Below are 14,603 nucleotides of genomic sequence, written 5' to 3'. Positions count from 1 at the left end.
TATGTGATACCAATCACTTGGCGTTAAAAAAGCAATGGAACCACTTTAATTTGATAATAAAGCGCTAATTTTTTTATGTGAAAACTGTAGCATTATTTTTTATTTGTGGTATGATAACAGTATAGAAGTTACTTGGGTAGCTTTGCTCAATTTTTAACGCTCATAAACGAACAATAAAACGTAGGAGGTTTCCGTGATGAAAGAACAATGGTTTGAATTTACAGGTGGTAACTGGGAAAACGAAATTGACGTAAGAGACTTTATTATGAAGAACTACAGATTGTATGAAGGTGACGACACTTTCCTAGTAGGACCTACAGATGCAACATCGCAATTATGGGATCAGGTTATGGATTTAACAAAGCAAGAACGGGAAAACGGCGGCGTGCTAGATATGGATACAAAGATCGTATCGACTATCACATCGCATGGTCCTGGATACTTAAACAAAGATTTAGAAACAGTAGTAGGTGTACAAACAGACGTACCTTTCAAACGTTCGCTACAACCATTCGGCGGAATCCGTATGGCAGAGCTTGCATGTGAAGCTTACGGATATGAAGTAGACAAAGAAATCTCAAGCATTTTCAGAGATTGGCGCAAGACGCATAACCAAGGTGTTTTTGATGCTTATAATGATGAAATGCGTGCCGCTCGTAAATCTGGTATTATTACTGGACTTCCAGATGCATACGGCCGTGGACGCATCATCGGTGATTACCGCCGTGTCGCTTTATACGGTGTGGATCGCTTGATTGAAGATAAGAAAAGTGATTTGAAAAACACAGGACTTCGCACAATGAGTGATGATATTATTCGCTTACGTGAAGAGTTAAACGAACAAATCCGCGCATTAGCTGAATTAAAACAATTGGGAGCGCAACACGGTTTTGATATCTCTAAACCAGCAACAACAGCGCAAGAAGCTTTCCAATGGTTATACTTCGGTTATCTTGCAGCGATTAAAGAACAAAACGGAGCAGCAATGAGTTTAGGTCGTACGTCTACATTCCTTGATATCTTCGTAGAACGCGATCTTCGCAACGGTACATTAACAGAAGTAGAAGCACAAGAAATCGTGGATCATTTCATTATGAAACTACGCCTTGTGAAATTTGCTCGTACACCTGACTACAACGAATTATTCTCTGGAGATCCAACATGGGTAACAGAATCCATTGGTGGTATTTCAGAAGATGGTCTACCGCTTGTAACGAAGAACTCCTTCCGTTTCTTGCACACACTAAACAACTTAGGCCCAGCTCCTGAGCCAAACTTAACCGTACTTTGGTCGACACAATTACCATCAGGATTCAAGAAATTCTGTGCTAAAATGTCTATCAAAACAAGCGCTATCCAATATGAAAACGATGATGTTATGCGTCCTAAATGGGGCGACGATTACGGAATCGCATGTTGTGTATCCGCAATGCGTATTGGTAAACAAATGCAATTCTTCGGCGCACGTGCCAACCTTGCGAAAACTTTACTTTATGCAATAAATGGTGGTGTGGATGAGAAATCAAAAGCACAAGTTGGACCAGCTTTCCAACCGATTACATCTGAAGTGTTAGACTATGAAGAAGTAATGGTTAAGTTTGACGAAATGATGGAATGGATTGCAGAATTATACCTAAACACATTAAATGTTATCCACTACATGCATGATAAATATGCGTACGAACGTCTAGAAATGGCGCTTCATGATACACATGTATTGCGTACAATGGCAACTGGTATCGCTGGACTTTCTGTTGCAGCCGATTCTCTAAGTGCTATCAAACATGCGCAAGTAAAACCAATCCGTGATGAAAATGGCATCGCTGTTGATTTTGAAATCATCGGTGACTATCCTAAATACGGAAACAACGATGATCGCGTAGATGAAATCGCTGTTGATCTTCTAAAAGCATTTATGACAAAAGTAAGAAAACATAAAACATACCGTGATTCTGTTCACACAACTTCTGTTCTTACTATCACATCAAACGTTGTATACGGTAAGAAAACTGGTAATACGCCAGACGGACGTCGCGCTGGCGAACCATTCGCACCTGGGGCAAATCCAATGCATGGCCGCGATACAAAGGGCGCTTTAGCTTCCTTATCATCCGTTGCAAAACTTCCATATGAATATGGACAAGATGGTATTTCGAATACATTCTCTATCGTGCCAAAAGCATTAGGTCGCGAAGATGAATCACAAATTAACAATCTTGTAGCTATGCTTGATGGTTACTCAACGAAGATGGGTCACCATTTAAATATCAACGTCTTCAATCGTGACACATTGCTTGACGCGATGGATCACCCAGAAGAATATCCACAATTAACAATTCGTGTATCTGGTTATGCTGTTAACTTCATTAAATTAACGCGTGAGCAACAATTGGATGTAATACATCGTACCATGCACGAATCTATGTAGTAGTCATTCAGCGGAACGAGAAACGCTAATCTTCGTCGTTAAAAGCTCTGTTCCGATGCTCACGTACAGTCGTACGCTCCGCTTCGGTACTCGCTTTTGCCTAGAATCTCAGCATTTCTCGTTCCGCTGAGGTTTTGCGGGAACTTTGAAGTTCTCCGAGAAGAACATTGGGCCTAGGGATTGTGTTTGTTGCAATCCCTGTCTGTTGCAAATTTATTACCTGAAAGGAAGAGGAGTCAAATGTCTGAAGTTATTGGTCGTGTTCATTCCGTAGAAACAATGGGGACTGTTGATGGTCCTGGTATTCGCTTTATTGTTTTTATGCAAGGCTGTTTATTGCGTTGCCAATTTTGTCATAATCCGGATACGTGGAAGATTGGAATTGGGGAGGAAAGAACCGCTCAAGATGTTTTCGAGGAGGCTTATAAATATAAGGCTTTCATGGATGCTTCAGGTGGAGGAATTACGGTTAGTGGGGGCGAACCCTTGCTACAGGTGGATTTCCTTATTGAACTCTTTACCCTTTGTAAAAAAACTGGTATTCATACGACAATTGATTCTTGTGGTGGTTGTTTTACAAGAGATCCTGAGTTTATCGAAAAACTAGATCGTTTAATGGAAGTTACGGATTTAATTTTACTAGACATTAAGCAAATCAATCCTGAGAAACATTTAAAATTAACAACGCGTCCAAATGCGCCGATTCTGGATTTTGCACAATATCTGGCTGATAAGGAGCAACCGATTTGGATTCGTCATGTGTTAATCCCAACAAAAACGGATGATCCAGAAGATTTAACGAAGCTACATGAATTTATTACAAAACTACCTAATGTAGAGCGCGTAGAAGTTTTGCCTTATCATACGATGGGCGTATACAAGTGGGAGAGCCTTGGTATTCGTTACCCGTTAGAAGGCATTGAAGCTCCTGAAGATGATGTCGTTAAGATGGCAAATACGATTTTAGAAACGCAAAAATATAATTGATACATAAAAAGCGCAAATGACATTTTGCGCTTTTTATGTATCAAAAAAAATTACTTTTACGACAATTAATCCTTGAGTTATGTTGTATTAACTATTGGGGGATTAGCCTTAACAAATAATATATAGCGCCTCATCTAAAGAACTACTTGTACTAAAAGCGGAAGCGGTCTCTGTCCAACACTGGAAAGTACCGCCTAAGCAAAAAAAGCATTAGTTCTGTGCCGAAAAATCCACCAGGGTCAGCAGCAGGAAAAAAAGTTGTTTACTTAACATTCGATGATGGACCAAGTATACATTTAAAGCAATTTTTAGAAGTTCTTGAAAAAGAGAAAGCTCCAGCATCTTTTTCTTCGTTGGAAACGAGGTTGCAAATGCTGATAAGGAAACATAGCAAAATGATTTCCGGTTAGTTGATTGGAATATTGATAGCAATGATTGGCGTTATGGTCCTGGTAATTCAGGTGCTGTGTATCAAAATGTACTATCTCAAGTATTGGATGCATTACCAAAAGTGATTAAAATGTTACGTGACAAAGGGTATGTGTTCCAAGCATATCATGAGAACGAAACTTTACATGAAAACTTCAAAAAAGATCCTGATTTATGATTTAAAAGCATTGTTTTTCTTTTAAAAGAGAGAAATGATGCTTTTTATTGTGGATTTATCTGATATTATTATCGAATCATTACTTCCTATAATATATATTATGTAAACTAGAAAAGACAATATGAAATAAGCGGAAAAACGTTCTCTTCCCTTACTTTCCGTATTGTCTTTTCTAGTTTACTATTTCATTATATATAACAATGTTCTATTAATTACTTACTTTTTCTTGTACGTCTATTTTTCGAGTAGTTTTCTACATCTTTTCTATAAAACAATGCCATTTTTCTTGAACTATTGTGATCAAATACATACAGCGGCTTCAGTCTATCCTTGTTAATAACGACAGACAGATTCGATTTTGACATTCCTAGAAATTCTGCAACTTGCTTTTGGGACATGACGTATTTATTGAAGTCACCAATAAGTTTTTGTTTTATTACGATATCATTTTCATAAAACATGATTTTCACGCCTTTCTGTGATTTCTAACCACGCGGGTGATATTTTTGAATGGTATTTTGTTTCGATTGGATTTCCACTTGTTCATAAATTTGTGTCGTTGATATTGATACATGGCCTAGCAATGTCTGAATATACCTGATGTCGCAACCGTTCTCTAATAATGCAATGGCAAACGAATGTCGTAAAATGGATGGTTTTAGCTTAATACCTAATTCTTCGCCAATTGCTGTGATTACCTGATAAATCATATTACCATCAATCATGTAACCAGTTTGCCAATCTACAAAAAAATAAGAGTGATACAAATGTTGCTTTTCCAATAATTGTTGACGGCTTTCTAAGTGGTTAAGTAGCAAGGATTCCAAACTCTTGCTATAGAAAGTATAATGTTGTTCACCATTATTGCTCGTTACAACAATACCCCTAGCCATGAAATCAAAATCAGATAAAACTAATCTCTGCATTTCAGAAGGTTTCATTCCCGTCTCGTAAATAAAATCGAACAAGAAACATTGATAAGCTGATATTCGATTACTCTCCAGCATTTGAACATATATTTGATCGATTTCTTTCTCGTACAACACACGAACAAACTTGCGGGCCGGCGCTCTAGGTTTAAATCGAGCAAATGGATTTTTAATATGCGGATTCTCACTAGAAACAAAATGATAAAAATGTCGTAATGTCTTGCGATAAGTATAAAGAGTCGATTTGGCTAAATTTTTTTCTAACTCATTATAGTATAGATAGATTTCTTTTTGAGGAACTTCCAACGAACCGAATCGTTGTATATAGTTCCGAATGATTCTTTTCGACTGCGCTATTGTCGATTCTGCTCGTGATTTTGATTGCAATAAACGGATATACTTTTCTAATTCCTGTATATATATCACCTCCGTATTTATTATATCATATCTAATTATGGGTTTATCATCAAATTGAAACAACATATTTTTATTGCAAAACGATAAATTTTAGTCTATAATCAATATATACTACTAAATGAGGTGTTTTTTATGGAACGTGGATCGACCATTCTCTTGAAACTGGCTGTGCTTTTTATCGGGCTAGTTATTCTTGCCCTATGTATTTTTGCCCTACCAGCGATTGCCGAAGAAGCTCGCAAAAATGACCCGGATTTTGCAAAATGGCTTTATCCAATTTTGATTACGATGTATATTGCAGCTGTACCTTTTTTTGTTGGGTTATACCAAGCATTTAGAGTTCTGATTTACATTGATAAAAAGATGGCTTTCTCAGAGCTATCTGTACGAGCTATAAAACGGGTGAAGTATTGCGCGATCATCATTAGTGCGCTGTATCTCCTTAGTTTACCGCTTTTCTATTGTCTCGCGCAGCAAGATGATGCTCCTGGAATTGTGGTCATTGGGCTTATTCTTACTTTTGCTTCTGTTGTCGTTGCTACGTTTGCTGCGGTTCTTCAGAAACTTTTGCAAGAAGCGATTGATATTAAATCTGAAAACGACTTGACGGTCTGAGGTGAATGATATATGGCGATTATAATTAATGTTGATGTACAACTGGCCAAAAAGAAAATGAGTGTCACCGAGCTATCCGAAAAAGTCGGTATAACGATGGCAAATATTTCAATACTGAAAAACGGTAAGGCAAAAGCAATTCGCTTCTCCACATTGGAAGCTATATGCGTTGCGCTGGATTGCCAGCCTGGGGATTTATTAGAGTATCATCCTGACTAAAGAATAAGGGTCTGGGGCATAACCCAGATAAATCGGCGAGAAGCGCTCGCATTCAGGGGATTTGGCGGACTTCCGGTTCTCACATACACGAGTATGCTCCGCTTCCGGCTTCCACCAAATCCCCTGAATACAAACGCTTTCGCTCGATTTGTATAAAGCAGAATTTTCGTCCTACCCGAAGAAACGGGAGGGCGCTTTGCTTTATCTTGAGTTTTGTCTCAGACTCTTATTTATGATTTTTATAGTGCGTTATAATGTGCATCACTCACTGGTTCCAACCAATTCGTGCCACCTTTTTGAGGATTTGTGGTAATAGCAAGATGTACAAATTCACTATCCTTTGTTGCGCCATGCCAATGCTTCAGATCAGCCGGGATTGTAACCACATCACCGGTTTGCAATTTTTGCGCTGGCTTCCCTTCTTCTTGGTAGTATCCTTCACCGCTTGTTACTAATAGTATCTGACCACCATCGTGGGTATGCCAATTATTTCGCGCTCCGGGTTCAAATGTCACATTCCCAATCGGACAATTGTATTCCGCTCCTTCTGGTACGAGCATTTCCAAATATGCTGTCCCTGTAAAATAATCGTTCGTAATCACTTCACCTTTTTTGAATATAGCAGACATATTAATCAACTCCTTTTAAAATTCTTTTAACTTCTTCTCGGTCGGTAAAACGTGGCTGCCGTAGTTCTCAATCTTAAAATCTAATCGTTCTAACGCGCTTTGCATGGTGTCAATCCGATCCTGTAATTCATTGCGTTGTTCTTTTAAAAGTTCCACGCGTGCAGGAATCGTAGCATCGCCTTCGCGGAAAAGACTCAAATATTCAATCAGCGACTCAATGGAGAGCCCTGCATTTCGCATATGACGACTGAATAAAAGCCAACGCAAATCTTCTTCGTCAAATTTACGGACACCGTTCTCGTTGCGCCGCACTGGAGGAATAAGTCCAATTCGTTCATAATAGCGAATCGTATCTGCAGAAATCTGAGTCTCCTCGCTCACTACTTTGATATTCATTCGTGCCTCCCCTTCCTCTTTTAAACTTGTTGGCTCGTTGGGCGTAGCAAAATTTCGTTCATCGCTGTATCCTCTGGGGCATCCATAGCAAAAAGAATTGTTTCTGCCACCCGCTCTGGACTAATCGCCACCTCTTTGTATAATTGCTCAATTCCCGGTTTCAAATCCTCATCTGTAATTGTATGCGTCAACTCCGTAGCAACGGCACCTGGTGAAATTATTGTTACGCGAACATTGCTTTTAGCTACGACCTCTTCTTGGCGCAACGCTTCACTGATTGCTCTAACAGCATATTTAGTTCCGCTATAAACACCACCGCCTGGATGTGTTTGATGCCCTGCGATAGATGAAATATTTATAAAATGACCCCTCTTTTGTTCACGCATAGTTGGTAATGCAGCTGCGATTCCATACAGTACGCCTTTGATATTAACGTCCACCATTTGGCCCCACTCCGCCACTTTCCTTTTATCAAAAGTCGAATGCGGCATTAATCCAGCATTATTTAGCCAAACATCGATTTTACCGTACGTATCTAATGCACGTTTTGCTAATGCTTCCACACTATCATGTTTCGCGACATCTGTCACTTGATACACCGCGGAACCTTCGTCTTTCTCGATATCCTCTACTATTTCTTTTAAACGGTCTTCCCGACGCGCTCCGAGTACAAGTTTATGTCCTTTTTTAGCGAGAAGTTTTGCAGTAGCTTCTCCAATTCCACTTGATGCTCCTGTAATAACGATTACTTTTCCCGACATATACATTCTCCGTTCTTTATGTTGAATTTCACTACTCCTTCACCTTACACCTTGGAGTTCACTTCAAGTCAAGACAAAACCCCCAACATCAAAAAGAAAGCACCACTGCAAAAGAACATCTGACGAATCAGAGTTTTACAGTGTGCTTTCCTATTTTTCAATTGTCCCATTCTTTTTTCCTAGCTAATTTAGCTCCTACTAAAGGATTTGCATCTGCTTACTCCTCTAGTTAGTTCATCAACGCTTGGTACTTATCAAATAAGGCTAAAAATTCGTCTTCTGTGAACGAAACGTCCTTGTCTTCTAAAATACCTTGGATTTTCTGTAAACACATGTGCCAGCCCGAGATGTCACGTGGCGTATGCGTTGTAAGTTCGTTGATTTCTTCTGTGAAGCGAAGTGTTGTTTTCTCGCCATGATCCGTTAATTCGAACCGTACCATGTTCTTATCCCATGTGTATTCCAAAATAGACTTAGGTTCATATACGGTAATTGTCATTTCTTCGTACTCGCCATTTCCGAAATCGAATAAAATTAACCCATCAACACCAGACTCACCGACGCTTAGCTCAGGAAACCATTGGGCAAAACCTTTCGTTGTGGCGATGAGTTCCCATACTTTAGCGATTTTACTGTCTAGTTCTAATTCGAATGTCATGATTCCTGATGTATCTGTGATTTTTTGATATTTTTCTTGCATTGTATTCACTCCTTATGTTTTGTTGTGGCTCTTGTGAGGCATAATTCGCCAAATTAGAGCCTCAATATGAGGGCGAGCAAAGCGAGCATTCGTTCCTTGCCTTGCGCCATGATGTGCGTCTCCAGATCCGGCTTTGTTGTGGTTCTTAAAAAGCGTCGTTTGCTTTTGTAGAACCTCAATATGCAGTTGAATGTACTGAAACTGCCTTCACATTCCCAGTCCCTCGAAATTTTCGTGGCCTCCGCAAAAACCAAAAGAAGGTTTTCACTGCGCCCCCTAACAATTTCTGTCGAAGCTAAACGGGCTGGTTCAGCTTTTCAGGTTTCACAAACAACAATAACACACCGCCTACGATAAATAAAACAACGAGGCTTGCGACGCCGTATTGTGTGTGACCGGTGACTTGGGCGATGACTCCCATCAATGCTGGACCAATAATCGCTGAGAATTTGCCAAAAATATTATAGAATCCGTAAAATTCATTGGATCGTTCTTTTGGGATAATCTTGCCGAAATAGGAACGGCTCAGTGCTTGAATACCGCCTTGTGATGTTCCAACTAGCATCGCCAAAATCCAGAAGTCTGTAGCGGTTTTCATGAAAATAGCGTAAATACAGATAACTACATAGACGGAAATTGCTGTAAGTATCAAAGATTTCCCTCCAAAACGCTTGGCTAGTTGCCCGTATATGATTGTGAACGGAAAGGCGACAATTTGCGTGACTAGTAAAACGATGATAAGTGTCGTATCGGAAATACCGAGGTCAATGCCATAGGAAGATGCCATTCGGAAAATAGTATCCACACCATCGATATAAAAGAAATACGCAACGAGAAACAGAACAATATTGCGGTATTCCTTGATATTTTTAAGTGTAGTGCCTAATCTGAGAAAGCTGCTGCGTACAGGCTTTTTATCGTGCGGAATAAAATAAACTTGGTGAACGTTGCGCCACAATGGGATTGTAAAGGCAGCCCACCAAACCGCCGTCAGCAAGAATGCCCCATTTAGCAACATTGTTTGACTAATCGGCAGAATCCCGGTTGCTTGAAAAAAGATAAAGGCGACAAACGGGATACAGCTTCCTAGGTAACCAAACGCATAACCGTAAGATGAGATTTTATCCATGCGATCATTGGTGGTGACATCGACTAGGAAGGAATCGTAAAATATATTCGCACCAGAAAAGCCGATGAGTGAGAGCATGTAAAAAATGAGTAGTAACATCCACTGATCGCTCGGAACAAAGACGAAAGCGACGGTAAATGCGATGCCTAGCCACGTAAATAAGCTGAAAAACCGTTTTTTGAAAAATTGATAATCGGCAATCGTTCCTAGAATTGGCGCTAGTAAGGAGATTAGTAATGTTCCTAAAGAATTCGCGTAACCCCAATAAGCTGTCGATACATGGTCCGCAATCCCCGCGTTACTCGCCATTCCTTTAAAATAAATTGGCAAAATCGCCGTCGTAATCATAATCGAATAAACCGAATTACCCCAATCTTGAAAAACCCAGCTCTTCTCTTGTTTTGTCAGTTTCATCTAGACGTATCCCCTTTGCTTAATCAAAAATACCTTCGATTACCGTTCCCTCTGTATCAGGCAAATCGAGATTCAAAATAGCCGCAAATGTTGGTGCTTCATCAATAAGTCGTGCTTGCGGAATCACAGCACCTGATTTAATTCCTTTGCCGAATGCAATCATTGTTGTCGCATAATTCGGTTTTTGCGGGGAATAGCCGTGTACCGCTTGATAAAAATCCGGATTTCCAATATCCTCTGGCGTCACTTTTTGAACGACTTCACCAAATGCCTGATCTTTAAAATAATACCCAGCTATCGCTTCTACCATGAGTGCGCACGTATCGTCTGCGCCAAATTCTGCTGCTTCGTCTTGCTGATAAATTTTTTCGATACCCTCGCAGTTTTCAAGCAATTTTCGAATCGCCTCGATTTTAGTGCTGTCTTTCGCATATATATAACACGAACCATCGCAACTTTTCGCATAGACTTCCCATGCAACGATTTTATTTTGCTGTAATGTTAACCAGCCTTGTTCCGCAAACAAAACATTGAGCTGAATCACCGAATGGACATCGATTTGATAATGATCGCCCAGCACAATGAACGTTGTGTCCTCATATGTACCATTCTGCTTCGTTGCATTGATAATCCTCGCCAAACGTGCGTCATGCCGTTTCAATGCATTCACGGCCTCCTGCGATCTCACACCGTGCGCGTGCCGCATGCTATCCATATCCACAAAATGAGCCAAAGTCAAATTCGGCTTCTTTCGCAAAATTGTATCCTCTACCGCTGCAATCAAAAAGTCATCCAGTTCCGGCTGCGCAATTCCTCTGCGCAATTTACCGAAGCGTCGGTTCATATCCATTAAAAATCCCGGCGAACTGCCCCATAAGGAGACCATCACCTGATTCAACCAAAAACGGTTCGGAAAAATTTCCGCGATGTTGTAATCAATCGAACTTCGCGCCGCCACCGGCCATAAAAAAGCCGCCGTGGTAAGCCCAGCCAATTTTGCCGTATCGTATAGTGTTGGAACCTTGATTGCTTCGCGAAACCAAAACCAATCTGGTGACACTTTTTCGGGCTGGATTTTTGTATTGTTCACAATGCCGTGCGTCCTTGGGTAATGCCCCGTTACGATGGTCGTATGCGCTGGATACGTTAACGAGGGATAAATCGTTTCAACTGCCTCCACATACGCCCCGTTATTTTTCAAAAAAGCGAGCGTTGGCAGTCCGGTGATATCATCTAAATCCGCTGCGCCTAACGCATCCAATGAAATAATGATTAAATAGCGACTCATCTTTTTATGTCCTCCCATTAGAAAAACTGAGAAAATTGCATGATCAACCTTCTCAGTTCTAACTTACTTATCTGTTGTTTTGTGATCTGGATGAACGAGCACTTCGTCTTTGTTAATAACTCCCAACACGTCTAGGAAGAACATAAAGACTGGTATCCCAACGATTAATCCCCAAATACCGAAGAAATGCTCGGAGAAAATCAAGACGATGAACGTGTAGAAAACGGGCAAATCGGTTTTAGCAGACATTAATTTTGGGTTCAAAACGTAAGATTCTAGCGCGTGAATCACCACAACGAGCGCCAAAATAATCAGGACGTAGTTCACGCCCCCAATGGTGTACGCGATAATCGTTAAAGGTATCATCGAAATAATAACCCCGGCTACTGGTATTAAACCTAGCAGGAAAACCATAATAGCAAGTGAGAACAACTGTGGGAATCCCATAATCCAAAGCGCGATTGTTGTGAGAACGCAATTGACTAAGGCAATCATGAATTGTGCTTCAATGACTTTACCGAACGTCTCATTAAATTTACTACCAAAATACTTTACCTCATCATATACGAATGCGACCTTACTTTGGCCAAACTTGCTGGTGAATAGAATAAGTTGCTCTTTTCCAAGAGAGAAGAACAGACTTAGAATCAAAGCAATGAACGTATTCATCGCGACTACACCAATATTAGCTAAGTAGGTGAATAAGAACTGAATGCCATCATTCGCGTATTTCGTTATTTCGAACTCTTTTGCAAGAGACATGATGTAATTCACCGTCTCATTATTGCTTGGCTTCGTATAGAAATGGTTGATGGAACGGATAAGTTGATCCATTTGCTCGATTAACATTGGAATATATTTCACTATCAATAACGTAATACCCAGCGCGATAAACGCATACAGAATAATCACGATAATTTTTCGATAAATGGAAATCCGCTTTAAAATAAAATTCTCCAAGCGATTAATGAGGAAAGAGAAAATGAACGTAAGCAAGATAATGTCAATCATGCTTCTAAGTAAATACAGAATAACGGCGATTAAAATAAATACAAGCACACGCCGAAAACTGCGATTGTAAAATAATTTGGTCCAAGCGTCCAAAATGACATCCTCCTCTAGTTTCTGACTCCCTCCATTGTATCAAAAAAAGCGTTGCCATGCATACCTTAACCTGAAAATAAAAAAATCCTTCTAGCCTGCAAATTCTCACAGACTAAAAAGATTTCTATCTTACTTATCTTCCCCGATAATTTTCACTTCTGTTTCCAGTAAAATACCAGATTGTTCAAAAACTGTTTTCTGAACGTGTTCGATTAATTCCATGTAGTCCGTCGCTGTTGCTTGGTCAATATTAACGATAAAACCGGAATGCTTTGTTGATACTTGTGCACCGCCGATTTGATATCCTTGCAGTCCAGCTTCTTGAATCAATTTCCCAGCAAAATGGTCAGGTGGGCGTTTGAAAACACTACCGCATGACGGATATTCTAGTGGTTGCTTTGATTCGCGCATTTCTGTTAGTTCGTCCATTTTTAAGCGGATTTTTTCTTTATCAGCGAGTTCCAGTTCAAAGACGGCTTCTAGCACAATATAATGCTTGTCCGCGATGGAACTTTTACGATATCTGGCTTCTAGTTGATCTTTTTGAAGATGCAAGCGTTCGCCGGTCGCTGTTAATACTGTTGCTTCGATTAGGACATCGGATATTTCACCGCCGTATGCACCTGCGTTCATGTACAGGGCACCGCCGACAGAGCCAGGGATGCCGCATGCGAACTCTAAACCGCTGAGAGATTCCTCTAGCGCAAACCTGGACACATCGATAATCTTAGCGCCACAACCAGCAACAATACGTGTCCCTTCCCGCTTGATGGCATGTAAAGCGTCCAAATACATCACAATACCACGAATACCGCCATCTTTAATAATCAAATTCGAGCCATTTCCGAGTATGGTTAACGGAATCTGATTCGTTTGGGCAAAAGCAATTGTCTTTGCCGCTAATTCATGACTTGTAGGCATAACAAAAAGATCAGCTTTCCCACCAGTTTTTGTAAACGTGTACGCCGCTAAATCTTCATCTTTTTTTATAATAAGTGTTGGAATTTCTTGTTTTAATTGCTCCATCGTTTGAGTTGTATACATACGCCTTACCTTTCTAACGCCATCTTTAGGCTTTCTTATTTCGAATTAAAGGTCCTATTTTCTCCATCGGCGGTTCATACACACGACAATACGCTTCATATGCCTTACCGTAATCCTTCACACGCGCTGGGATTTCTTGATTTCGATTTAAGTTCAAACCATTCTCGAGCATCGGTATCAGTGAAATAATTTGATCAAAAATATGACCAGCTTGGGCTTCGCTTAGAACAAAGGCGAGTTTTGAGAGCGCACGACGTTGTTCTGGCGGTAACATTTTCCCGTGCATTTGCGTCCATTTCAGCATTTTCTTACGGGTATCGCGTGTTTTCTCTAAATAGAGACTTTGTCCATACGCGGCCATGGCATATGCTAACGACAAGTCCTCCGCATTATTCCAATCTTCTTCATAAATTTCCTGTTGCGACTCCACTTTTTCATTTAAAAGCGTAATGTCCTCTTGGTAAATATCTAATTTGCGTTGCTGCTGTTTATAAACTTCCAGTGCTAAATTCAGCTCATCCATCTCGGACTGCAGTTTCTGACCAAACAACCCTTTTTCATTCAAAATGCGCTGAACACCTTCAATTCGCTCGGCGGTAATGCTATCACGTTCTTTGACTAACTGCGCTCGTTTTTTCAAGTAATCAAAGTAAAAACTATATTTCTGAACCTCAATAATCACTTTTTCCGCTGTTTCACGGTCTACTGTCAGGCCATTAGGATCAGCAACAATAATACCCGCGATTTTTCCGAGCATCGAATAAACAATCACTTCGAAAAATTGCCCATCTACGCGAACTTTGTACGGGAGTGTATGATTGTTCTCTAACATTTTTTTATATACTTTGGGATTCTTATTTACCATCCATATCACCTTCAATCAGCAATTCTGTTTCTATCTTCTATTATAAATGAAAATGCCTCAAATGTCAGGGA

15 protein-coding genes are annotated in these 14,603 nt (G+C 40.1%); 5 read left to right on the top strand and 10 right to left on the bottom strand.

Features of this window, described 5'->3' with window-relative positions; genetic code table 11:
* Positions 1-196 precede the first annotated feature (196 nt).
* The 3 genes from pflB to HCJ66_RS00555 all read left to right on the top strand — a co-directional run bounded on the left by pflB (position 197) and on the right by HCJ66_RS00555 (position 3,825).
* Entirely contained in the window at positions 197-2,428 is a 2,232-nt protein-coding gene (pflB, locus tag HCJ66_RS00565; protein WP_187131395.1) for a formate C-acetyltransferase, read from the top strand.
* A 240-nt stretch (positions 2,429-2,668) separates the two neighbouring features.
* Entirely contained in the window at positions 2,669-3,415 is a 747-nt protein-coding gene (gene pflA, locus HCJ66_RS00560) for a pyruvate formate-lyase-activating protein (RefSeq protein ID WP_187131394.1), read from the top strand.
* A 218-nt stretch (positions 3,416-3,633) separates the two neighbouring features.
* Positions 3,634-3,825, top strand: coding sequence for a polysaccharide deacetylase family protein (locus HCJ66_RS00555; protein WP_343068935.1), 192 nt, complete (start codon positions 3,634-3,636; stop codon positions 3,823-3,825).
* A gap of 682 nt (positions 3,826-4,507) precedes the next feature.
* Here the strand turns inward: HCJ66_RS00555 and HCJ66_RS00550 are convergent.
* Positions 4,508-5,338 carry a tyrosine-type recombinase/integrase gene (locus tag HCJ66_RS00550; protein ID WP_187131393.1) on the bottom strand — a complete coding sequence of 277 codons (831 nt, stop codon included), beginning with the start codon at positions 5,336-5,338 and terminating at the stop codon, positions 4,508-4,510.
* A 162-nt stretch (positions 5,339-5,500) separates the two neighbouring features.
* Between HCJ66_RS00550 and HCJ66_RS00545 the strand changes: the two genes are divergently transcribed.
* Complete coding sequence (locus HCJ66_RS00545; protein ID WP_187131392.1) at positions 5,501-5,983, top strand: DUF2975 domain-containing protein; 483 nt, start codon at positions 5,501-5,503, stop codon at positions 5,981-5,983.
* Between the two features lie 12 nt (positions 5,984-5,995).
* Entirely contained in the window at positions 5,996-6,202 is a 207-nt protein-coding gene (locus tag HCJ66_RS00540; RefSeq protein ID WP_181675535.1) for a helix-turn-helix domain-containing protein, read from the top strand.
* A gap of 239 nt (positions 6,203-6,441) precedes the next feature.
* Here HCJ66_RS00540 and HCJ66_RS00535 read toward each other — a convergent pair whose 3' ends face one another.
* From HCJ66_RS00535 to HCJ66_RS00495, 9 genes are all read right to left on the bottom strand, one after another.
* The gene (locus HCJ66_RS00535; RefSeq protein WP_187131391.1) at positions 6,442-6,831 is read right to left on the bottom strand and encodes a cupin domain-containing protein; all 390 of its coding nucleotides are present in this window, start codon (positions 6,829-6,831) and stop codon (positions 6,442-6,444) included.
* Positions 6,832-6,846: 15 nt separating this feature from the next.
* On the bottom strand, positions 6,847-7,227 hold the full coding sequence (locus tag HCJ66_RS00530; RefSeq protein WP_181675533.1) for a MerR family transcriptional regulator: 381 nt from the start codon (positions 7,225-7,227) through the stop codon (positions 6,847-6,849).
* Positions 7,228-7,247: 20 nt separating this feature from the next.
* Entirely contained in the window at positions 7,248-7,994 is a 747-nt protein-coding gene (locus tag HCJ66_RS00525) for an SDR family oxidoreductase (protein WP_425489580.1), read from the bottom strand.
* A gap of 223 nt (positions 7,995-8,217) precedes the next feature.
* Positions 8,218-8,688, bottom strand: coding sequence for an SRPBCC domain-containing protein (locus HCJ66_RS00520; RefSeq protein ID WP_187131389.1), 471 nt, complete (start codon positions 8,686-8,688; stop codon positions 8,218-8,220).
* A gap of 295 nt (positions 8,689-8,983) precedes the next feature.
* Positions 8,984-10,231: an MFS transporter gene (locus HCJ66_RS00515; RefSeq protein ID WP_187131388.1), complete on the bottom strand. Its 1,248-nt coding sequence runs from the start codon at positions 10,229-10,231 to the stop codon at positions 8,984-8,986.
* A gap of 19 nt (positions 10,232-10,250) precedes the next feature.
* Complete coding sequence (locus tag HCJ66_RS00510; protein WP_187131387.1) at positions 10,251-11,519, bottom strand: alkaline phosphatase family protein; 1,269 nt, start codon at positions 11,517-11,519, stop codon at positions 10,251-10,253.
* Between the two features lie 63 nt (positions 11,520-11,582).
* Complete coding sequence (locus HCJ66_RS00505; RefSeq protein ID WP_187131386.1) at positions 11,583-12,623, bottom strand: AI-2E family transporter; 1,041 nt, start codon at positions 12,621-12,623, stop codon at positions 11,583-11,585.
* A 129-nt stretch (positions 12,624-12,752) separates the two neighbouring features.
* Positions 12,753-13,649, bottom strand: a complete 897-nt coding sequence (gene murB / locus HCJ66_RS00500) for a UDP-N-acetylmuramate dehydrogenase (protein ID WP_187131551.1) — start codon at positions 13,647-13,649, stop codon at positions 12,753-12,755.
* A 43-nt stretch (positions 13,650-13,692) separates the two neighbouring features.
* Positions 13,693-14,532, bottom strand: a complete 840-nt coding sequence (locus HCJ66_RS00495; RefSeq protein ID WP_187131385.1) for a hypothetical protein — start codon at positions 14,530-14,532, stop codon at positions 13,693-13,695.
* Positions 14,533-14,603 lie beyond the last annotated feature (71 nt).

Source organism: Paenilisteria portnoyi, from assembly GCF_014322795.1.
Lineage (GTDB): Bacteria > Bacillota > Bacilli > Lactobacillales > Listeriaceae > Listeria_A > Listeria_A portnoyi.
The sequence above is the reverse complement of the archived record's forward strand: the minus strand, read 5'-3'. Positions and strand labels throughout refer to the sequence as shown.